This is a genomic window from Pseudomonas sp. zbq_18 (assembly GCF_043102245.1).
Taxonomy (GTDB): Bacteria; Pseudomonadota; Gammaproteobacteria; order Pseudomonadales; family Pseudomonadaceae; genus Aquipseudomonas.
In genome coordinates this window covers 194,858-215,111 of record NZ_JBICIT010000001.1, presented here as the reverse complement: position 1 = coordinate 215,111, position 20,254 = coordinate 194,858, and the positions used below count along the sequence as shown (strand labels likewise).

Here is a 20,254-nt window from a genome sequence, read left to right as displayed (position 1 = left end):
GCGCAGGACTAGCGGGCGATTATCCATGACTGGGAGAAGCAAGTCATGGCTGAATTATTACCAGAACTTATCTAACCAGCACGCCCGATAGACGCACAAAGGAAAAGCCCGGCAAATGCCGGGCTGGTCAGATCAGTGAGCGACGCGACTGGTGCCATCCACCGTCATGATGCGTACCCGGTCACCCACGCGGAAGATCTCGTTCTCCTGCACTTCCTGCACGTAAGCGCGCAGCGTACCGTCATCCTCGCGCACGGTGATCTCCACACCCTGAGTGCGGGTCAGCCCCTCCTCGGTGGCGGCGCCCAGCAAACCACCGGCGACAGCACCGATCACCGCTGCCACGGCGGAACCACGACCACCGCCAATGGTGCTACCGCCAATGCCACCGACCACCGCACCGGCACCCGCACCGATGGGCGTCTTGGTGCCCTCGATCTTCACCGGGCGCAGCATCTCGACAGTGCCCAGACGCACGGTTTGCACCTTGCGCGCCTCGTCGCGACTGTAGCTATCGCCGCTCAGATTGGAAGCACAACCACCCAGGGTCAGACCCAGGGCAACCACGGAAACAGTCAGTAGATTGGATTTGCGCATTAGGTTCTCTCCAAGTAAGGCAGTTATTAGACAGCGGCAACTGCTGCCTGTCACCCGCTCCATGGCAGTCACTCACAGTGTAGAAGCCGGGTGCGACATCGGGTCAGGTTTCCTGGCGCTTCGAGCTGGCGCAGGATGGCGGGACTCTTGGAGAAATCCCTGCATGGACTATTTCATCGTCGCCGTCGCCACCCTCGCCGGCCTGATCTTTCACGGGTGGCTGTATCGGCTCATTCGCCGCTGGATGGACCGCGACCTGGCGCTGTCAATCGCTGCTGGCGACCCGGCCATGCAGGCCCACCTGCTGGAGTGCCTGGAACAGGCCAAGCGCCAGGGTATACCACGGCGCCAGCTGGAAGACTGGCTGCACCAGGCGGCCAAGGACTATCTACAGCAAGGCCACTAGGCGCGGGCCATACGCCACACCCGCGCCAGATCACAGGCGCGCGCCTCCAGCGCCGCCGCCGCCCCGGCCATGGCCTGCTCCAGGCTTTGCGGCCCGGCGCTGAGGCTGAAGGCCGCATCGATACCCGCCTCATACGCCGCCTGATAGCCCTCTCCCAGGCTACCTGCCAGCGCGATGACCGGCACCCCGGCGGCACTGGCGACCCGCGCCACGCCCACTGGAGTCTTGCCATGCAGGCTCTGTGAATCCAGCCGCCCCTCCCCGGTGATCAGCAGATCCGCGCCTTGCACCGCAGCAGCCAGTTCGGAGAGCTCGGCCACCAGTTCGATGCCGGGACGGAACCTGGCGTGCAGGAACGCCCGCGCGGCAAAGCCCAGGCCGCCGGCAGCACCGACACCGGGAAAACCGCTGTGATCCTTGCCCAGCGTGGCGGCGACTACCTGAGCGAAGTGACCGAGCGCCGCATCCAGCGCCAGCACCTGCGCGGCACTGGCGCCCTTCTGCGGACCAAAGACATGAGACGCACCGCGCGGCCCGCACAGCGGGTTGTCGACATCCGCGGCGACCTCCACCTGCACGCCGAGCAAGCGCGCGTCCAGACCACTCACATCGATGCGCGCCAGACGCGCCAGCGCCAGGCCGCCCGGCTCCAGCTCCTCATCCCGGGCGTCGAGAAAACGCACGCCCAGCGCCCGCAGCAAACCGGCCCCACCGTCGTTGGTCGCACTGCCGCCGAGACCGAGAATGATGCGCCGTGCGCCAGCCTCCAGCGCCGCGCGAATCAGCTCGCCGGTGCCATAGCTGCTGGCCCGCGTGGCATCGCGCTGCTGCGCCGGAACCCAGTGCAGACCGCTGGCCGCGGCCATTTCCAGCACCGCCGTAGCATCGCCCAGCCAGCCCCAGTGCGCCTGAACCGGCTCGCCCAACGGGCCACTGACGCGTAGCTCGCGGCGCTCCCCCCCACAGGCCGCCAGCACGGCATCCACCGTGCCTTCGCCACCATCGGCCATCGGCCGCAGCAGCACTTCGGCCTCGGGAAACACCCGCAACCAGCCACGGGCGATGGCCTCGGCCACCTCCGGCGCACTGAGGCTTTCCTTGAAGGAATCGGGGGCAACGACAATCTTCATCAACAGCGACCTTGCAGAGAATTACAACAACACCAGGCTGAGCAGCCAGACCGTGACGATACCGGCAATACCCTGCACCAGCGTGGCCATGGTTTGTGCGCGGTAGGCCACCGCCACCGGCATGCGGCTGAACTGGGTCACTACCCAGAAGAAGCTGTCGTTGGCGTGGGACACGGTCATGGCGCCGGCACCGATGGCCATCACGGTGAGCACGCGACCCATCTCGCTATCCAGGCCCAGCTGCCCGAGCAGCGGCGCCACCAGTGCGGAGGTGGTGACCAGCGCCACGGTGGACGAGCCCTGGGCGCTCTTCAGCGCGGCGGCGACCACGAACGGCATGAACAGACCGATACCCAGCGACGACAGGGTGCTGCCCAGGTAATCACCCAGCGGCGTGGCCTTGAGCACGGCACCAAAGGCACCGCCGGCACCGGTAATCAGCAGGATCGGCGCCGAAGCCATCAGGCCCTCGGCCACACGGTCATGCAGTTCCTTGCGCTTGTCTTCGCTCTTGAGCAGGGTGCAGGCCAGCGCCAAGCCGACCAGCAGCGCCACCACCGGCTGACCGAGGAAGCTCAGCACGCTCAGCAGCGCGCCCTCGCCCAGCGGCTTGCTGGGGAACGCGGCAATCGAGCCCAGGCAGATCAGCAGGATCGGCACGAAGATCGGTGCGAAGGCCTGGAAGGCGCTCGGCAGTTCACCATAGCGCGCCTTGAGCACGGCGAAGTCTTCAGCGGCCGGCAATGGCTGGCCATCGTCTTCCAGCGCGATGTCCTTGCCGATGAAACGGTTGGCCCAGAGCATGCCGGCCAGGGCCGTGACCATGGCCACCAACAAACCGACGCCGATCACAAGACCCAGGCTGGACTCCAGCCCCAGGTTACCGGCAGCCGCGATCGGGCCTGGGGTCGGCGGCACGAAGGTGTGGGTGGCGTAGAGCCCCGTGGCCAGGGCCACGCTCATGGCCACCACGGAGACCTTCATTCGTGCGGCCAAAGCGTTCTTCAGCGAATTGAGGATGACGTAGCCGGAATCGCAGAACACCGGGATCGACACCAGGTAGCCGATGATCGACATGGTCAGGGTCGGGAAACGCTCGCCGAGCAGCCTGATCACCGTCTCGGCCATGGTGATCGCCGCGCCGCTGCGCTCAAGGATCACCCCGATGATGGTGCCGAGCACGATGACGATACCGATATAGCCGAGGATGCCGCCAAAGCCGGCCGTGATGGTCTTGACGATTTCGCCGCTGGGCAACTGGTAGGCGAAGCCGGCGACGAAGGCGGCAGCCAGCAACGCCAGGAAGGGATGCAGCTTGAGACGGGTAGTGGACAGGACGATGAACGCGATCAGCGCCACCAGGATCAGGACCAGAGTCATGGCCGATTCCTCTTGTTGTTATGGGTATGGGTGCCACGAGGCACGCCATTGTCACCCAGCCTCTACCGACGAAACCCCATGCAGCCGCACCAATACCCCTACCGGAAAAGCCCCAAAACTGTGCAAACGCACAAGCGGGGTTACTCCTCCAACAGCTCCAGCCCCAGCGTAAACAACAGCCGCTGATCACGCCGGGCCAGATCCAGCCCACTCAACTCGGCAATCCGTTCGAGTCGATAGCGTAGTGTATTGCGGTGAATACCGAGCGCCTCGGCACAGGCCTGTGGATGACCGTCGTGTTGGCACCAGGCCTGCAGGGTCTGGCGCAACTGGCCCTGGGCATCCTGGGCCAGTACCCGGCGCAACGGCGCCAACCAGCGCTGCAGCGACCAACTGTGGCGCTGGCCATGCAGCAGTGCCTGCAAGCGGTGCTGTTCCAGCCGCAGCAGGCGCGCCTCCGGCTTGTGGGCGCAGGCATACGCTTGCAGCTCGCGCAGGGCCAGCGCGGCCTCACGCAGCTCGGCCAGGTTCTCCAGCGTATCGCTGAGCAGCAGACGCCGCACACCCCAGCCACGGCTGTCGGCTTGCTCCAGCCAGGCCTGCTCATCACGCCCGGTCTGCAAGGGCCGGCACCAGAGCAACTCCTGCGCCGCCACAGGCCCGCACTGCTCGCCCTTGCCGCTCAGGGCGCCCAGTAGCCGCGTCGGCTCACCCGCCTCGGCCAGTTCCAGCAGTACCAGCTGCCGTGGCCAGCTGAGTGGCACGCCGATGCGCTCGGCCTCTGCGCTCAACTGGGACAGGCTCACCCCTGGATCGAACAGCTGGCGCAGCCAGGCCTCCAGCTGGTGACGCTGCCAGTGTCGCTCGGCTTGTAACTGACGCTGCTCAACCAGCATCTCGGCCGCCATGCGCACCAGCTCGGCATAAGGCCGCACCGTCTCCGGCGCGCCGGTGATGCCGAGCACGCCGATCAACTGGTCGGCATGCAGCAACGGCAGGTTAACCCCGGGGCGCACACCGCGCAGGCAGGCGGCGGCCTGGTCGTCGATCTCCACCACCCGCCGGTTGGCCAGCACCAGCTGCGCCCCCTCGTGACGCGTGTGCAGACGTTGCGGGTCGCCACTGCCGATGATCATGCCCTGGGCATCCATGACATTGATGTTGTGCGGCAGGATGGCCATGGCGCGGTCAACGATGTGCTGCGCCAGGGTGGAATCGAGTTCGAGCATCAGAGGCCTCCATCAGGAGGCCAGAGTTTAGGGGGCGAGGCGCTCGCGCAGCCAGTCGCCATCCACCAGGCGGTAGTTGAGACGATCATGCAGCCGGCTGGCGCGCCCCTGCCAGAACTCGATGCGTTCGGGCAACAGGCGATAGCCACCCCAGTGCGGCGGGCAATGTGGCGCGGTATCGAGGAAGCGCCGCTCGGTCTCGGCCAGGTAGCCTTCCAGTTCGGCGCGATCACGGATTACCCGGCTCTGCGGTGAAGCCCAGGCGCCCAGGCGGCTGCCCAGCGGGCGTACCTGGAAATAGGCGTCGGAGTCCTCGAAGGAGACCTTCTCCACCTTCCCCTCGATACGCACCTGACGCTCCAGGCTCGGCCAGAAGAAGGTCATCGCCGCATAGGGACATACCGCCAGCTGTTCACCTTTGGCGCTTTCGTAGTTGCTGAAGAAGGTAAAGCCACGCTCATCCAGGCCCTTGAGCAGTAGCACCCGGCAATGTGGACGGCCCTCGCCATCCACGGTCGCCAGAGTCATGGCATTGGGCTCCACCGGCAGCTGCTCGGTTTGCACCGCATCAGCAAACCACTGGCGGAACAGGGCGAAAGGCTCGCCCGGGGCCTGGGCTTCGCTAAGGCCGTCGCGCACATAGTCGCGACGCATATCGGCAATGGACTGAGACATACAAGGACTCCGGGTTCAGAATCCCTCTAGCTTACTGCGCCTTGGCCGGTTTTCCTTGATCTGCAACAGCTTGCGACAGCGGCACCGACGCAGGTTGGCTGTACTGGGCCAGCAGTGCGACCAGGGTCGGTTGCGGGGTCAGGACGATCTCCACCCGGCGGTTGAGCGCACGACCCGGGGCACTGTCATTGGCTGCGCGCGGCATGTCGGAACCTACGCCCTTGAGCAGCAGGCGATCACGCTGCAGGCCGCTGAGGCGGAAGATGGAAGCTACCGCCTTGGCGCGATCCTCGCTGAGCTTGCGATTGGCTTCGACCTGGCCGCTGCTATCAGCATGCCCAAGGATCAGCACGGCGGTTTTCGGGTCTTTTTCGAGAATCTTGGCCACACGAGTAAATGGGCCCAGCACGGCCGGCATCAGCATGGTGGGGCGATCCGGATTGAACGAGCTCTCCACCGGCGCAGTCACCACCAGTACGTTTTCACGACGCTCAAGCTCCATGCGGGTGTTCTTCAAGGCTTCCTTCAAGCGCGGCTCGTACTCGTCGAGCCAGGCATTAGTCAGCTGATGGTCGACCTTGGGTACAACCTTGGCCACGGGCTTGGAGTCATCGGCCTGGGATAGAAAGGAGCCGGAACAGGCGGCCAGGCTGATGCAGCTGAGCAGAACGAGGGCTTGAGTTCTCATTATTGGTCTTCCAAGTGGCGGGTCATAAACATTGATCCAGCACACGCGCCAGTTTTTGCGTGCGCGGGTCCATCAAAACGTAGGGGCCGAGGCTGTTGGTGACGAAGCCAAAAGCGACTTCGCGCTCGGGGTCGGCAAAGCCTACCGAACCACCAGCGCCCGGGTGGCCGAAAGCCTTGCTGCCCAGGCCGTAGGTGGCATTCGCTACGCTTGACTGATCGAGCATGCAGCCCAGGCCAAAACGGGTTGGCGTCAGCAGGGTGAGATCGTCACCGCAGGCATGCTCGCGGGTCATCTCGTTCAGCATTTCTGCCTCCAGCAAACGGCCATCGAGCAGTGCGGCGTAGAAGCCCGCCAAGGCACGGGCATTGCCATGGCCATTCGCCGCCGGTTGCTGCGTGCGCCGCCATTCCGGCTTGTTGGTGCTGGTCAGAATAGACGGTGGATTGGCAAAAGCGCGCGTGCTCAGCGCATTCGGTTCGCTCATCATGCATTTGAACAAACGCTGTGCGGCGGCATCGCCCAGCTCACCTTTCTTGCGGGCGATATGGGCGACGCGAGGAAATTCTTCTTCGGCCAGGCCGACATGGAAATCCAGCCCCAGCGGCTTGGCGATGCGCGCAACAATCGACTCACCCGGGCCACGGCCGTCGACGCGGCGCAGCAACTCGCCGATCAGCCAACCATAGGTAATGGGGCAATAGCCATGGGCCTCGCCGGGCGTCCACCAGGGCTGCTCGGCGGCCAGGGCAGTGGTCATCTGCTGCCAGTCATAGAGCGCTTCGGCCGGCAGCATCTGGCGCAGAGCCGGCAAGCCGGCTTTATGACTGAGCAGTTGGCGCAAGGTAATGCGCGCCTTGCCCGCAGCAGCGAATTCAGGCCACCAACGCGCCACAGGCGCATCCAGCTCCAGCTTGCCCTGTTCCACCAACTGCAAGGCGGCAACGGCGGCGAAGGTCTTGGTACAGGAGAACAGGTTGAGAATGGTGTCGCTGTGCCAGGCCTCGGCGCTATCCTTATCGGCGGTGCCTGCCCAGATATCGACGACAGTTTCGCCACCGATCTGCACGCAGAGTGCGGCTCCGCGCTCCTGTGGATCAGCGAACAATTCGGCGAACGCTTCTTTGAGCGCCTCGAAACGCAGGTCGTAATAGCCCTGGATCAGCAACCCCATACTCCTCGGTCTGATTGCCGCGCATTGTTCCAGCCCAGGCGGCACATGGGAATCCTGGCCATCTGCCCAAGCGGCTTCCTCAGACCAACGGTGCGGGTTGGCCTGAGAAACCGGGCATGGCTCACGGTTTAGCCGCAGCCACAGGAGCTGCCAGCAATTTCTCGGGCACCGCCAGGTTGGCCGCCCGCACGGCTTCGACGAAGCCCTGCCAGGGACGATCGGTGATGGCCACCAGCCCCAGGTGGCCGTTCTCGCCGTCGAGCAAACGACCGCTGGCAGGCTGATCCAGGTACTGGAACCAATGCACGCCAACGATCACCGGCTCGTCCAGTGCGCGTTTGAGGAAGCGGGCATAAGCCGGGCCACGCTCCTCCTCGCGCGCCACCTCGCTGACACCACCCCAGAAAGGCCCACGATCGCGCGAGCCAAAGTGGAATTCGCTGATCAATAACGGCTTGTCCAGCGCCTGCAAGGCGGCGAAGTCATAGCCCTGCTGCGGCTCGGCGGTATAGAGGTTGAAGCTGAGCACATCACAGAACTGCGCGCAGGCGGCCACCGCTTCCGGCGTGGAAATGGCGAAACGCCCGCCCAGCAGCAGGTGGTTGGGGTCATGCCACTTCAGGGAGTCGGCGATGGTCTTGAAATAGGTCTCCGCAAACAGGCGCTGGAATGCCTGCAGATCGGCCTCGATCTGCGGATAAGCGGCACTCGGCAAAGGTGCTTCGAAACCCGGATCCTCCATCAGCTCCCAGGCCTTGAGTTGAATGCCCCAGGCTTTCGACAGCCCCGCCTCGTTGCGGTACTTGTCACGCAACTGCTTGAGGAAGGCGCGCTTGGCCGGCACATCCGTGCTCAGGCGCAAGGTGCCGTAGGCCAGGGCATAACGGGCACGAGGCCCGTCACCCGGTGCCGCCCAGGCCAGTTCGTTATCGGCGAAATAACCCAGCAGCCAGGGATCGTCACGGCGGTCACGGGTGGCGATGGCGATGGCGCGCTCGGCGGCCATGGCAAAACGCGGATCGAAGGGATCGGGCATGCCGCCCCACCAGTCGTGCCCGGTGCTGATGGTCGCGTAGTCGCCGGAAATCGACAGCGGAATGCTGTAGGGGATGCGCTTGGTCGCCACCAGACTGTCGTCGCTCCAGTTACCCAGGCTGTTGAAGCCCCAGGCTTGCAGACGATCGACGGCATGCTGCGCCCAGCGCACCTCGTCAAACCCGGCTGGCGGGCAAGGAGTCGGCTCCGCCGGGGCCGGTGTCGCGGCCAGCGGAGGCGCTACCACCGGGCAAGGTTCGGCGTAGCTGCGCTGCAGGTTGGCGCGGTAGAAATCGAACCAGCGACCATGGTCGAAGGCCCTGCCGCGATTGGCACCGTTGGTGCTGCGACTATCCCGCGTGCCGTAATAAGTCGCGAGTGGCTCGCCGTCCTTGGGCAGGTTGGTGAACAGGCTCTCGCGACCCTCTACATAGGTCTGGCTCTGCCAGGCGCTGACGGCGTTGACACCCAGCGAGTAGAACGGATTGCCCTCCGGACTGACCAGGAACCAGCGACCGTCACGCTTCTCGACACGGAAAAAGCCCGCCGCCTCGAAGCGTGTCGCAGCGCCCAGCCAACCGCCGAACTTGTCCTGCTGCGGACGCTGGCCCAACCAGGCCTTGAGTTGTTCGCGCTCGCCCTGAGCACCTTCACGCAACTGCTGATCCCGCTCGATCTTGCCCGGCCACTGGCCATGGGCATACTGCCCCCAGCCATCGATCAGGCCGTTATAGGCCTGCGCTTGCAGATCATCGGTACTAACGCCAAAGCGGCCCAAAAGGATACTGTGCGGCGAGTCCGGATTGTCGAGATAAAAGGTTACAGCGCTGACCTTGTCGCGACTCAGCTCGCCACTGACGTTTTCAGCCAGGAGTACGCGCTGGTCGCCCAGGCTCATCGGCATCGGTGGGCCGGCGCGCATGCCGCGCGCGAGCGGCGAAGTTGCCGTCAACGGTACCAGCAGGGTTTGCGCCGGCCCGGCTGGCAGCGCGATGCGGCTGTACAACGCTTTGCCATCGCGGCTTTCGATGCGCACATGCAAGGTCAGCGCCCAGTCCATGGCGTTCTGCAGGCGCAGGCTCATGGCCCCCTGCTGCGACCAGTCCCAATCGCCCTTCTGCGGCGACAGGCGCAGGCTCGGCTGCTTGGCTGCCGTGAACGTAAAGCGGCGCAGCACTTCACCTTCGGGCGTGGGTTCGGCAGTCAGTTCGGGAAAACTGGCGGCGCTGCTATCGACGCTTACGACATCGGTAGGTTTTACGAAACTGAGCAGAGTGGTCTGGTTCGCGGCGACCGCGCCCACTGGCGCGGCACAGATAAGGCTGAAAATTAAGGGCAAGGAACGGCGAATCATCAAGCGTGCTCTCCGGAAGATGCCCAAGTAGACAACAGCCGGGACAGTAGATGCCACCCCGCTTCAGGCAATCTCGCGGCGAAACGGAGGCAGCGCGTTGAGGATGGCCTTGCCGTAGCGCTGAGTCACCACTCGCCGATCCAGCAGGGTGATGGTGCCGCGATCCGCCTCGGTACGCAGCAGGCGACCGCAGGCCTGGATCAGGCGCAGCGAGGCATCGGGCACGGCAATCTCCATGAACGGGTTGCCGCCGCGCGCTTCGATCCACTCGGCCAGAGCCGCCTCCACCGGGTCGTCCGGCACGGCGAAGGGAATCTTGGCGATCACCACATGTTCGCAGTAGGCGCCGGGCAGGTCGACACCCTCGGCGAAACTGGCCAGACCGAACAGCACACTCTCCTCGCCGTCGTCGACCCGCGCCTTGTGCTTGTTCAGGGTTTCCTGTTTGGACAGGTTGCCCTGGATCAGTACACGCTTGCGCCAGTCGCGATCGAGGCCGTCGAACACGTCCTGCATCTGCTTGCGCGAGGAGAACAGCACCAGGGTGCCACGTGCGCCTTTCACCAGTTCCGGCAGGTCGCGAATGATGGCTGCGGTGTGGGCGGCGGCGTCACGCGGGTCGGCCTTGAGGTCCGGCACCCGCAGCAGGCCGGCGTCGGCATGGTGGAACGGACTGGGCACTACGGCGGTCACGGCCGCCTTGGGCAAGCCGGAGCGCATGCGGAAGCGGTCGAAGGTGCCCAGCGCGGTCAGGGTGGCCGAGGTCACCAGGGCACCGTAGGCAACGTTCCACAGATTGCGACGCAAGGTCTCGGCGGCCAGGATCGGGCTGGCGTTGACCTCGATATCGAAAGCCGCACCGCTTTCGGCCAGGGTCAACCAGCGTGCCATGGGCGGGCTGTCCTCAGGGTCCTCGACGGTAAAGGCGGTCCACAGCTCCCAGTTGCCCTGAGCGCGAGCCAGCAGGCTGCCGAACAGTGGGTACCACTCCTCGGCCTGGTGGCTGGCCAGGCCGAGGCTGGTGCCCTCGTCGTCCATGGCCTGCTTGAGCAGTTCGGTGAGGCGGGTGAACACGTCGGTGAGTTTGGCGAAGCCTTTCTTCAGCTCGATGCCCAGCTCGCGCAGGTGCTCCGGCACCAGGCCGCCCTCGAAGCGATGGCGCGGCCGCTCACGACCCTCCATGTCCTCGCCGGCGCGGAAATCGGCCAGCTGTTCGCAGGCGCTGAACATGAACTGCTGCTGGGTACGCAACTCGCGCGCCTGCTCGGGCACCTGCTCGATAAGGCGGCCGAGGTCACCAGGCAGCGGATGCTGGGCCAGCAACTTGGTCAGGTTCTTCTCCACCTGGCCGAGCCAGTCGGCAGTGCTGCGCAAGCGGGTGAAGTGGGCGAAGTGACCGATGGCCTTGTCCGGCAGATGGTGGCCTTCGTCGAACACGTAGAGGGTTTCGCGCGGGTCAGGCAGCACGGCGCCGCCGCCCAGGGCCAGGTCGGCCAGGACCATGTCGTGGTTGGTGACGATCACGTCGACCTTGGTCATGCCCTCGCGCGCCTTGTAGAAGGCGCATTGCTGGAAGTTCGGGCAGTGGCGATTGGTGCATTGACTGTGGTCGGTGGTCAGGGTGCTCCAGATCTGATCTTCCAGCTCCTCGGGCCAGCTGTCGCGGTCGCCGTCCCAGCGGTTGCCCGCGAGCTTCTCGATCATCTTGCTGTAGAGCTTCTGGCTCTGCTCGTCGACGTCGATGCGGAAGCCTTCCTCCTCGAACATCTGCGCGGTGGCACTCTGTGCCTGGCCTTCCTGCAGCAGCATGTCCAGTTTGGACAGGCACAGGTAGCGGCCCCGGCCTTTGGCCAAGGCGAAGCTGAACTGCAGGCCAGCGTTGCGCATCAGGTCCGGCAGGTCCTTGTGCACGATCTGCTCCTGCAGCGCCACAGTCGCAGTAGCGATCACCAGGCGCTTGCCGGCGGCCTTGGCGGAAGGAATAGCAGCCAAGCTGTAAGCCACCGTCTTTCCGGTACCAGTACCCGCCTCCACCGCCACCACGGCCGGCTCGCCGTCACGCTGACCTTCCTCGTTGGCCTTGATCGTGCCGAGCACCTTCGCCACCTCGGCGATCATCAGGCGCTGGCCATAACGGGCCTTGAGCCCCTTGGCTTCGAGAAAACGGCTATAGGCGCCCTGGATCTGGGACTTGAGTTCGGTGCTGAGCATGGGCGCGAAAGGCTGGATAAATTTTCAGTAGTTTACCGATAGGTTATGCTCGCGCGCCATCGTTAACCGGAGCCTGCCGATGACCGTATTCGCTGCCCTTTACTCCCTACACACCCTGGCCGCCCTGATCTGGGTTGGCGGCATGTTCTTCGCCTGGATGATTCTGCGTCCGGCCGCGATGGCCAAACTGCAGGCTCCGGAACGCTTGAGCCTGTGGCAGGAAGGTTCCGTCGCTTCTTCCTTTGGGTGTGGATCGCCGTGCTGGTCCTGCCGATTTCCGGCATGGGCATGCTGCATCTGCGCTTCGCCGGCTTCGAAGCCGCCCCGCGTTATGTGCAGATCATGATGGGGCTGTACCTGGTGATGCTGGCACTGTTCCTGCGAATCCAGTTGCTGCAATACCCTCAACTCAAGCGTGCAGTTGAGTCTCAGCAATGGCCGCAAGGTGGCGAAATATTGGGGCGCATTCGCCGCCTGGTAGGCAGCAACCTGTTGGTGGGACTGGCTCTGGTTGCCATTGCGGCAGCCCGACCGGGCTTCTGATCAAAAGCTCCTGCGCTACCGAGCAAGGGTAGCGCAGGAGTAACTTGCACTAACAAACGTGGCGACTCATGGCTGCGCCTCGACCGCCGCCTCCACTCGGCGATTGACCGCTCGACCCTCGTCGGTTTCATTGTCGGCAACCGGCCTGGACTCGCCATAACCCACCGACGACACCCGGTCACCCTCCACGCCATACTGGTTGACCAGTACGTCACGCACCGCATTGGCACGGCGCTCGGAGAGTCCTTGGTTGTAGGCATCTGAGCCTACGGAGTCGGTATGGCCTTCGACCACGGTAGAGGTCTGCGGGTACTGCTTCATGAAGTCAGCCAGGCTCTGGATATCGGCCATGCTGTCTTCCTTGACCACAGACTTGTCGAAGTCGAATTTGACATCCAACTCGACACGTACCGCGTCAGTCGCTTCGACAATCGGCTCCATGGGCGCCGCAGTATCCGGATATTCCGGCAGCGGACAGCCGTTATGACGCACTTCAGTGTTGGGAGGCGTTTCGGGGCAACGATCACGACGGTCATGTACACCATCGCCATCCTCGTCACCATCCTGGGCATAGCAAACCAGAGTGCCGATAATGGCACCAGCCACTGCACCTCCAGCTGCCCAGGTAGAACTTTCGATTGCACCAAGACCACCGCCGGCTAAGCCGCCCAGCACGGTGCAAATAGGCCAGTTCCCTTGGTTGAGTGGCGCGTCTCCCGTACTGGAAGTCGTGGTACAACCAGAAAGAACACTGCTGACCAAGAGAAGGGGTACTGCAGCCCTTGAGAGTCTTGTTCTCATGGCGGGGATCTCCTGTGTCACCGGTTAACTACCGGTAACACAGGAGTAAAGACCCGTCCCCCAAAGTGTACAAGCCAACGCCCGGTTGACGACCTATCGACAGTCGTCATTCCGGGCCTCGGTTACTTAGGGGCGAGCTTCTACTTCGGCCTCAACGCGACGGTTGATGGCACGACCCTCTGCAGTGGCGTTGTCAGCCACCGGACGGCTTTCGCCATAGCCCACCGAGCTCACACGATCGGCACCTACGCCATACTGATCGACCAGTACGTCGCGCACGGCGTTGGCACGGCGCTCGGACAGGCCCTGGTTGTAGGCATCGGTACCGACGGAGTCAGTGTGACCTTCAACCACGGTAGTGGTTTGCGGGTACTGGCTCATGAAGTCGGCCAGGGACTTGATGTCGCCTTGGCTTTCTTCCTTGACCACTGCCTTGTCGAAGTCGAACTTGACGTCCAGCTCGACACGTACCGGCTCGGCAGGCTCTGGAACGACTTCTTCAACCACTACTTCCTCGACAACAACCTGCTCCTCGGCGCCATGCACCCAGCAATAGGCTGCGGCCAGGCCAGCACCCAACAGGGCACCACCACCCGCCCATTCGGAACTTTCAATAGCGCCCAGCGCTGCGCCTGTCACACCGCCAACGGCGGCGCAGGTTGGCCAATCGGTTTTCTGAATACCGGCACAACCGGTCAACAGGCCGCTTGCCAGGATCAGAGGTACTGCTTTCCTTGTGATACTCATTTCTTAGGTCTCCTGAGGGAAATCGGCATGGAACCGACAGCAAAGAAGTAAAGATCGCTTCCTTACTATCCGCTAGTTATAGGCAGTTTCCGGGCCTACTTCCACAGCTAGGCCAAATTTTCTCGACGCGATAGGCTTGCTGTTCGCTCTAGGGAACCCGTCGATGAGTCAGAATCTATCCCCCCGCACCCCCCAACAGTCACTTGCAGCGCTGCTCGATCACCACGTGCCGCAGCGCATGCTACTGGTAGGCGCCAGCCAATTGCCTGCCCTGGAAGCATTTCACCAGGCTCACCCAGGGTCCGTACTGGCCCATGCCGATGCCGGCGCATTGCCGGCTGAACTGGCAGCCCAGCGCTACGACCTAGCACTGATCGTGGATTGTCTGGAGCACCTGCCCAAACGCACCGCATTGGAACTGCTGGGTGGTATTCGCAACCTCAATGCCAGCAGGCTGGCCGTGCTGGTTGACCTGGACGCCTGCGACTGGGAAGAAACCGATTTCTTCGCCCTGGCCCTGCAGGACAGCGAGCGCTTCAAGCGGGACGAGCAGGTGCTGCACCTGTTCACCTACGACCTGCATGATTACAAACAGGTACCCGACTGGCTGAATGCCAAGTTCTGGGCCAACCCGGAAAACTTCGGCAAATACTGGTGGTAACTCCATGAACCAGACGTGCCACTGCGGTAGCGGCGACCCGCTGGAAGCCTGTTGCGACAAATATCACCAGGGCACTCCCGCTCCCAGCGCAGAGGCCCTGATGCGCTCACGCTACAGCGCCTATGTACTGGGCCTGATTGACTATCTGCGCGACACCACCCTCCCCGCCCAGCAGAGCGGTCTGGATCTGGCCGGCATTCGCGCCTGGAGCCTGGGCAGTACCTGGCTCGGGCTGGAGGTGGAAAGCAGCGAGGTGATTGGCGCACAACCAGAGCACGCCTTCGTGACGTTCACCGCCAGCTGGCACGACGGCACCAGCCAGCACAGTCATCGCGAACGCTCAGCCTTCGTGCAGCGCAACGGGCGCTGGTATTTCATTGATCCAACCGTCGCCCTCAAGGTGGGCCGCAATGACGCCTGCCCCTGCGGCAGCGGGCAGAAATTCAAGAAGTGCTGCAGCGCGTATATGAGCTAGAAGAAACGCCTTCGGTAAACAACGGAGAGAAGCGTATGCGCCAGCAACGGCAGATGGCCGCGGTGCACGCCGACATAGACCAGAACCTGCCATCGCCCCTCAACAGAGGCTGTACAGCGCCGCCAATAGTCGGTTACCAGACCTGCATGCCGCTCCGGGAGTGCAATCTGGCCCAGATCAGGCACAGACCAAACCACGCCATAGCACGAGGCCCGCATCAGCGGGCCTCGGTGTTTATTCCTGCAGCTTGAGGTGCGAAGTATCCGGTGGAGGCGCTGGCGGAGCATTCTTGGCCTGCCCCATATCACTGCCGACCGGTGCCAGACTGAACTGCGACATATCAACCTGCGGCGCCTGCGCTGGTGGCCTGGCATCCTGCAAATCGGCGCCGACCGGGGCAATGCCGAAATCCGGCGCTTCGACTTCGCTAAAAGCCGCCATGTATTCATCGCGCGGGATTACCCGAGTACTGCCACTCGTCGAAGCAGGAGCAGGGGCGGGAGCAGTTGCAGGCTCCGGCACGGCAGGTGGCGGCGCCATATCCACCTCCTCCACCTGCAGCGCCTGAACCAGGGCTATTGCACCGGCGCGCTCCATGGTCGAGCGATACTTCTCGGCACCCGCGGCATCCAGCCCGCTTTTGATCACGATGCGCCGTCCGGAGAACAGCAAGGCAATGCGCTGCTCGTCAGCCTGGAACAGACGCGCCAGGTTCGCCTTCACCTGCTCCACGGCAGCTCCGGGCACCAACTGCCCGGAGAAGGCAATCTCGTACAGACTCATGGTCACACTCCCGTCCAATTCGGGCTTCAGTATGGCGCAGTTTTTCCCTGCACTGCAGCTAGCCAGCCAGTACACGCTTGTTACACTGCGGCAACCATTGGAGTTTCTCGATGCTTATACGGGCGCCACATACAACAACTATCGCCCTGACATTGCTGATGCTTCTGGCAACCAGCCTGAGTGGCTGTGCCAGTTGGTTTGCCAGCGATTTTCAGGATCCTCACGTCCATCTGGTCAAGGTCGACGTGATTAAAGCGCGCCTGCACGAGCAACGCTTCAGCCTGCGCTTTCGCATCGACAACCCCAACGACACGGCGCTGGTTATTCGCGGCCTGATCTACGACATACAGCTCAACGGTGTACCACTAGCAAACGGCGAGTCCAGCCGCTCCATCGAGGTACCTGCGCATGGCCGCAGCGACTACGAGGTGGCGGTGCGCACCAATCTCTGGCGTCACCTCAAAAAACTGGTCAAGTCCCTGGAAAACCCCGAACAAGCCATCCGCTACCAGCTGCGCGGTGAGGTCAAGGCCGGCAGCTGGCTGTTCGGTCGCAACGTGCATCTGCAGCGCAATGGCGAGATAATCCCCGGCGATTACATCCCGGAGTGAGCGTCATGACTCAGCAACCCCACGTCCACGGCCCCGACTGCAACCACGACCACGATCATCATCATGACGACGGTCACGTGCACGGCCCGCACTGCAACCATCACCACCAGGAGCCGGTGCGCAATCCGCTGAAGGAAGTCGGTCGCAACGATCCTTGCCCCTGTGGCAGCCAGAAGAAGTTCAAGAAGTGCCACGGCGCCTGATCTGAACTGATGGTCGACAGGGCTTACCGCCCTGTCCGCCCCTACTCTGCTTCACGTTCGCCCTCTACAATTCGCACCCATCATCCGTCTCCCGCGCCAGGAGCCAGTCATGGGTTCGCGCTTCCTTCGTCTTACCGTCCTCGCCACCCTGGGTAGCAGCCTGCTGCTCGGCGGCTGCCAGTCATTTCTCAACAGTCGTTATGCCGACAGCGTGCACCCCGACCAGGGCATCGTCCGCGTCCAGGGTCTGGCGCAGAGCGTGGTGGTACGGCGCAACGCGCTGGGCATGCCGCTGATCGAGACCACCACCTTCCATGACGCCCTGTTCACCCTGGGCTACGTGCATGCTGCCGACCGCCTGAGCCAGATGGTCGGCATGCGCCTGCTGGCCGAGGGCCGCCTGGCGGAGATGAACGGCCCGGGCGTGCTGGAAATCGACCGTTTCATGCGCACGGTCAACCTGCGTGCCCAGTCCGAGTTGCTGTACAAAAATGCCTCACCGCGGATCAAGAAGTTCTTCGAGGTCTACGCCCGCGGCGTCAACGCCTACCTGTTCCGCTACCGGGACAAGTTGCCGATGGACCTGGCCGAGAGCGGCTACCGCCCGGCCTACTGGAAGCCGGAAGACTCGGTGCTGCTGTTCAGCCTGCTCAACTTCGGTCTGTCAGTGAACCTGCAGGAAGAAATCGCCGCCCTCACCCTGGCAGGCAAGGTCGGCGCCGACAAACTGGCCTGGCTGCTGCCCACCTACCCCGACGAGCCGCTGCCCTTCGAGGAAGCCGAAAAACTGCGCGGCCTGAGCCTGGCCGGCAAGATTCCGGGACTGGCCGCAGTGAATGACGCCGCCGGCCAGGTCGCGGCACTGAACATGCTCGGCGTCGCCGCTTCCAACAACTGGGCCATCGCCCCGCAGAACAGCCACAGCGGCAAGAGCCTGCTGGCCAACGATACCCACCTGCCGCTGTCGATGCCCTCGGTGTGGAATTTCGTGCAGATCCGCTCGCCGAAATTCCAGGCCGCCGGCGTCTCCATCGCCGGGGTGCCGGCCGTGGTCGCCGGCTTCAACGGCAAGCTCGCCTGGGGCATGACCATGGTCATGAGCGACAACCAGGACCTGTACCTGGAAAAGGTCAAACAGGAAGGTGGCCGTCTCTATTACCTGGCAGACGGCAAATGGCAGCCGGCGCGCGAACGTCAGGAGACCTTCTTCATCCGTGGCCAGCGACCGATCCGCGAGACCATCTGGGAAACCCGCCACGGCCCGCTGCTCAACTCCGCCCTGGGCGAACGCAAGATGCCGCTGCAACCGTTGCCGTTCACCAGCGGTTACGGCCTGGCGCTGCGCACCATTCAAAACGAGGCGGATCGCTCGATCGACGCCTTCTTCGACCTGTCCCGCGCGCAGTCGGTGGAGCAGGCCTTCGAAGCCACCCGCGACGTGCGCGCCATGGCCCTGAACATCGTGTTCGCCGACGTCCGGCACATCGGCTGGCAGGTCACCGGCCGCTACCCCAACCGCAAGCAGGGCACCGGCCTGGTGCCTTCGCCCGGCTGGGACGGCGCCTACGAATGGGACGGTTACGCCGACCCCATGCTGCACCCTTACGATCAGGACCCTATGCAGGGCTGGCTGGGCACCGCCAACCACCGCACCGTGCCGCGTGGCTATGGCATGCAGCTGTCCAACTCCTGGTTCTACCCGGAGCGCGCCGAGCGCATCGCGCAACTGGCCGGGGCCGGCAGACATGACCAGAAAAGCATGATCGCCATGCAGTACGACCAGACCACGCCTTTCGCCGGCAAGCTGCAGGCGATGCTCGACGCTCCGAACATGGCCGCGCCACTGAAGCAGGCCATCGCCGCCCTGCCCGCCGCCGAGCGCGCCAAGGCCGAAGAAGCCTACCAGCGCCTGATGGCCTTCGACGGGCGCATGGCCGCCACCTCGGCCGACGCAGCGCTGTATAGCGCCTTCCTGCAGGAAAGCGCGCGGCAGACTTTCCTCGATGAACTGGGCCCGGAAACCTCGCCGGCCTGGCAAGCCCTGGTGGACACCGCCAACAACAGCTACTCAGCCCAGGCCGACCATCTGCTCGGCCGCGACGACAGTCCGTTCTGGGACGATGTAAAGACCGCGCAGAGGGAAGACAAGCCGACAATCATGGCGCGCAGCCTGGCCGCTGCCGTCACCTACCTGGAAGGCAAACTCGGCACCAACCGCAGCACCTGGCAGTGGGGCGCGCTGCACCAGTACCGCTGGACCAGCAACGCGACCAAGATGGCGCCCTACCTGAGCGCCAGCCAGCGCAGCGCGATCGGCTCGATCAAGGGCTACCTGGACCGCGGCCCCTACCCGGCCGGCGGCGACCACGGCACCCTCAACGTAGCCGCCTACGAATGGGGCAACAACTTTGACGTATGGCTGATCCCCGCCATGCGCATCATCGTCGACTTCGGCCTGCCCGAGCCGATGATCGGCGTCAACAGCTCCGGCCAGTCCGGCAACCCGGCCAGCCCGCACTACGCCGACGGCATCGAGGCCTGGCTCAAGGGCGGCTACATGAGCTTCCCCTTCCAGAGCGGTAACCTCGACAAGGTCTACGGCAGCAAGCGGCTCATGTTGATGCCAGGGCGCTGAGCCAACCCGCGAGATTGATCGCAGCAGCGCATCGCCGCTGCGATCAACTACCAAGTGCCCGGGCCGTGGCTATCCGACGGTCGGCCAGGCAACTGAAGGCAGCGCAAAGCCGGCGCCAGTGTGCAGCAAACATCGGCAACAACACCAAAGCCGGCGCTGTGGCCTTCCCTACCTGAAGGCCGAACCCATCAAGTCCCTCATACCCAACAGGGGGCTAGCCCTTATGCAAAACACGGCTCACTAATCACTAGCCGGTATATAAGCCTCAACCAAAAGCCTTAAACAGTTTAAAAACAGCCCTTTACAACCGGTTTGTAGCACTACACTTCAAATCGAGCGGCTAACCCCGCTCCCGGTGGGGCCTTTATTAGAATCAAGAACAGCTGCCAGGCACTGGCCCCACCGGAACCCTAAGCGAGGGGATTATGGGAATTGCCGCCAGCGAACTACGCCAACACGTCATCCGCCCTACCCTGCTCTATCTAGGGCGCCACTCAGCCAGCGCCGAAGCCCTCCTGCTTGGCAGTGCCGCAAGCCAGTCGGCGCTTGGTCATGCCCTCAGTGACCCGCACGGACACGGCCTCTACCACATCAGCGAAACACGCCATCACCGGCTCTGGGACCAACACCTGGCGCACGACCCGGATCTGGCCAGCTTGGTACGTGGCCTGGCCAGTCAGCACGCCTTTCTCGCCGCCCCCCACCTGGAACTGGCCGTCAACCTGCGTTACGCCACCGCCATCGCCTGGCTGCTGATCGAAACCGAGCAGGCTCCACTGCCAGCCGCCGATGATCTGCATGGCATGGCCCGGGTCTGGCGCCAGGTCTTTCGTCCGCATGGCCGCTTGCGCGACTTCATTCAGGCCTGGCAGCACTGCGTTGCCGAACAGTACCGCGCCGCCTGAACGACCACTGA

The 20,254-nt window shown here is 63.7% G+C and carries 18 protein-coding genes and 2 pseudogenes; 8 read left to right on the top strand and 12 right to left on the bottom strand.

Annotation, left to right across the window (positions count from 1 at the left end; all coding sequences use genetic code 11):
- Positions 1-132: 132 nt before the first annotated feature.
- Positions 133-597 (bottom strand): glycine zipper 2TM domain-containing protein, encoded by a 465-nt coding sequence (locus ACF8C6_RS01075; protein WP_392497615.1) that lies wholly within the window; start codon positions 595-597, stop codon positions 133-135.
- A 163-nt stretch (positions 598-760) separates the two neighbouring features.
- Between ACF8C6_RS01075 and ACF8C6_RS01070 the strand changes: the two genes are divergently transcribed.
- On the top strand, positions 761-1,003 hold the full coding sequence (locus ACF8C6_RS01070) for a hypothetical protein (RefSeq protein ID WP_392497614.1): 243 nt from the start codon (positions 761-763) through the stop codon (positions 1,001-1,003).
- Here ACF8C6_RS01070 and ACF8C6_RS01065 read toward each other — a convergent pair.
- The 8 genes from ACF8C6_RS01065 to dinG form a co-directional block, all read right to left on the bottom strand.
- A complete protein-coding gene (locus ACF8C6_RS01065; RefSeq protein WP_392497613.1) occupies positions 1,000-2,133 on the bottom strand; it encodes a glycerate kinase in 1,134 nt (377 codons plus the stop codon). The two genes, ACF8C6_RS01070 and ACF8C6_RS01065, sit on opposite strands and share 4 nt — an antisense overlap.
- A 21-nt stretch (positions 2,134-2,154) precedes the next feature.
- Positions 2,155-3,513 (bottom strand): GntP family permease, encoded by a 1,359-nt coding sequence (locus ACF8C6_RS01060; RefSeq protein WP_392497612.1) that lies wholly within the window; start codon positions 3,511-3,513, stop codon positions 2,155-2,157.
- A 140-nt stretch (positions 3,514-3,653) separates the two neighbouring features.
- Complete coding sequence (locus ACF8C6_RS01055) at positions 3,654-4,742, bottom strand: CdaR family transcriptional regulator (protein ID WP_392497611.1); 1,089 nt, start codon at positions 4,740-4,742, stop codon at positions 3,654-3,656.
- Positions 4,743-4,769: 27 nt separating this feature from the next.
- Positions 4,770-5,417: a pyridoxamine 5'-phosphate oxidase gene (gene pdxH, locus ACF8C6_RS01050; RefSeq protein ID WP_392497610.1), complete on the bottom strand. Its 648-nt coding sequence runs from the start codon at positions 5,415-5,417 to the stop codon at positions 4,770-4,772.
- A 31-nt stretch (positions 5,418-5,448) separates the two neighbouring features.
- On the bottom strand, positions 5,449-6,105 hold the full coding sequence (locus ACF8C6_RS01045) for an OmpA family protein (protein ID WP_277689813.1): 657 nt from the start codon (positions 6,103-6,105) through the stop codon (positions 5,449-5,451).
- A gap of 22 nt (positions 6,106-6,127) precedes the next feature.
- A complete protein-coding gene (locus ACF8C6_RS01040) occupies positions 6,128-7,273 on the bottom strand; it encodes a serine hydrolase domain-containing protein (RefSeq protein WP_392497867.1) in 1,146 nt (381 codons plus the stop codon).
- Positions 7,274-7,400: 127 nt separating this feature from the next.
- Entirely contained in the window at positions 7,401-9,668 is a 2,268-nt protein-coding gene (locus ACF8C6_RS01035) for a beta-agarase (protein ID WP_392497609.1), read from the bottom strand.
- A gap of 63 nt (positions 9,669-9,731) precedes the next feature.
- A complete protein-coding gene (dinG, locus tag ACF8C6_RS01030; RefSeq protein WP_392497608.1) occupies positions 9,732-11,879 on the bottom strand; it encodes an ATP-dependent DNA helicase DinG in 2,148 nt (715 codons plus the stop codon).
- A 79-nt stretch (positions 11,880-11,958) separates the two neighbouring features.
- Here dinG and ACF8C6_RS01025 point away from each other — a divergent pair.
- Positions 11,959-12,422, top strand: a pseudogene (locus ACF8C6_RS01025) (CopD family protein).
- Positions 12,423-12,488: 66 nt separating this feature from the next.
- Here the strand turns inward: ACF8C6_RS01025 and ACF8C6_RS01020 are convergent.
- Positions 12,489-13,223 carry an OmpA family protein gene (locus ACF8C6_RS01020; protein ID WP_392497607.1) on the bottom strand — a complete coding sequence of 245 codons (735 nt, stop codon included), beginning with the start codon at positions 13,221-13,223 and terminating at the stop codon, positions 12,489-12,491.
- Positions 13,224-13,349: 126 nt separating this feature from the next.
- Positions 13,350-13,712, bottom strand: a pseudogene (locus tag ACF8C6_RS01015) (OmpA family protein); the annotation flags it as partial.
- 421 nt (positions 13,713-14,133) lie between these two features.
- Between ACF8C6_RS01015 and ACF8C6_RS01010 the strand changes: the two are divergent.
- Both ACF8C6_RS01010 and ACF8C6_RS01005 read left to right on the top strand, forming a co-directional pair.
- Positions 14,134-14,631 carry a DUF6231 family protein gene (locus tag ACF8C6_RS01010; protein WP_392497606.1) on the top strand — a complete coding sequence of 166 codons (498 nt, stop codon included), beginning with the start codon at positions 14,134-14,136 and terminating at the stop codon, positions 14,629-14,631.
- Between the two features lie 4 nt (positions 14,632-14,635).
- Entirely contained in the window at positions 14,636-15,106 is a 471-nt protein-coding gene (locus tag ACF8C6_RS01005; protein ID WP_277689819.1) for a YchJ family protein, read from the top strand.
- Positions 15,107-15,340: 234 nt separating this feature from the next.
- Here the strand turns inward: ACF8C6_RS01005 and ACF8C6_RS01000 are convergent, their stop codons facing one another.
- A complete protein-coding gene (locus tag ACF8C6_RS01000) occupies positions 15,341-15,889 on the bottom strand; it encodes a hypothetical protein (RefSeq protein ID WP_392497605.1) in 549 nt (182 codons plus the stop codon).
- 110 nt (positions 15,890-15,999) lie between these two features.
- On the opposite strand from ACF8C6_RS01000, the gene ACF8C6_RS00995 reads away from it, so the two are divergent.
- From ACF8C6_RS00995 to ACF8C6_RS00980, 4 genes are all read left to right on the top strand, one after another.
- Positions 16,000-16,500 carry an LEA type 2 family protein gene (locus ACF8C6_RS00995; protein ID WP_392497604.1) on the top strand — a complete coding sequence of 167 codons (501 nt, stop codon included), beginning with the start codon at positions 16,000-16,002 and terminating at the stop codon, positions 16,498-16,500.
- Positions 16,501-16,505: 5 nt separating this feature from the next.
- The gene (locus ACF8C6_RS00990; protein WP_021701673.1) at positions 16,506-16,703 is read left to right on the top strand and encodes an SEC-C metal-binding domain-containing protein; all 198 of its coding nucleotides are present in this window, start codon (positions 16,506-16,508) and stop codon (positions 16,701-16,703) included.
- Positions 16,704-16,812: 109 nt separating this feature from the next.
- A complete protein-coding gene (locus tag ACF8C6_RS00985) occupies positions 16,813-19,338 on the top strand; it encodes a penicillin acylase family protein (RefSeq protein ID WP_392497603.1) in 2,526 nt (841 codons plus the stop codon).
- Between the two features lie 425 nt (positions 19,339-19,763).
- On the top strand, positions 19,764-20,243 hold the full coding sequence (locus tag ACF8C6_RS00980) for a hypothetical protein (RefSeq protein WP_277689823.1): 480 nt from the start codon (positions 19,764-19,766) through the stop codon (positions 20,241-20,243).
- Positions 20,244-20,254 lie beyond the last annotated feature (11 nt).

What these genes read in the sequence shown, in the direction of transcription:
- ACF8C6_RS01070 (WP_392497614.1), top strand. Translation starts at nt 761, where the DNA reads ATGGACTATTTCATCGTCGCCGTCGCCACCCTCGCCGGCCTGATCTTT.
- ACF8C6_RS00980 (WP_277689823.1), top strand. Translation starts at nt 19,764, where the DNA reads ATGGGAATTGCCGCCAGCGAACTACGCCAACACGTCATCCGCCCTACC.
- ACF8C6_RS00995 (WP_392497604.1), top strand. Translation starts at nt 16,000, where the DNA reads ATGCTTATACGGGCGCCACATACAACAACTATCGCCCTGACATTGCTG.
- ACF8C6_RS01005 (WP_277689819.1), top strand. Translation starts at nt 14,636, where the DNA reads ATGAACCAGACGTGCCACTGCGGTAGCGGCGACCCGCTGGAAGCCTGT.
- ACF8C6_RS01055 (WP_392497611.1), bottom strand. Translation starts at nt 4,742, where the DNA reads ATGCTCGAACTCGATTCCACCCTGGCGCAGCACATCGTTGACCGCGCC.
- dinG (WP_392497608.1), bottom strand. Translation starts at nt 11,879, where the DNA reads ATGCTCAGCACCGAACTCAAGTCCCAGATCCAGGGCGCCTATAGCCGT.
- pdxH (WP_392497610.1), bottom strand. Translation starts at nt 5,417, where the DNA reads ATGTCTCAGTCCATTGCCGATATGCGTCGCGACTATGTGCGCGACGGC.
- ACF8C6_RS01020 (WP_392497607.1), bottom strand. Translation starts at nt 13,223, where the DNA reads ATGAGAACAAGACTCTCAAGGGCTGCAGTACCCCTTCTCTTGGTCAGC.
- ACF8C6_RS01035 (WP_392497609.1), bottom strand. Translation starts at nt 9,668, where the DNA reads ATGATTCGCCGTTCCTTGCCCTTAATTTTCAGCCTTATCTGTGCCGCG.
- ACF8C6_RS01065 (WP_392497613.1), bottom strand. Translation starts at nt 2,133, where the DNA reads ATGAAGATTGTCGTTGCCCCCGATTCCTTCAAGGAAAGCCTCAGTGCG.
- ACF8C6_RS01000 (WP_392497605.1), bottom strand. Translation starts at nt 15,889, where the DNA reads ATGAGTCTGTACGAGATTGCCTTCTCCGGGCAGTTGGTGCCCGGAGCT.
- ACF8C6_RS01060 (WP_392497612.1), bottom strand. Translation starts at nt 3,513, where the DNA reads ATGACTCTGGTCCTGATCCTGGTGGCGCTGATCGCGTTCATCGTCCTG.
- ACF8C6_RS01010 (WP_392497606.1), top strand. Translation starts at nt 14,134, where the DNA reads ATGAGTCAGAATCTATCCCCCCGCACCCCCCAACAGTCACTTGCAGCG.
- ACF8C6_RS00985 (WP_392497603.1), top strand. Translation starts at nt 16,813, where the DNA reads ATGGGTTCGCGCTTCCTTCGTCTTACCGTCCTCGCCACCCTGGGTAGC.
- ACF8C6_RS01075 (WP_392497615.1), bottom strand. Translation starts at nt 597, where the DNA reads ATGCGCAAATCCAATCTACTGACTGTTTCCGTGGTTGCCCTGGGTCTG.
- ACF8C6_RS00990 (WP_021701673.1), top strand. Translation starts at nt 16,506, where the DNA reads ATGACTCAGCAACCCCACGTCCACGGCCCCGACTGCAACCACGACCAC.
- ACF8C6_RS01045 (WP_277689813.1), bottom strand. Translation starts at nt 6,105, where the DNA reads ATGAGAACTCAAGCCCTCGTTCTGCTCAGCTGCATCAGCCTGGCCGCC.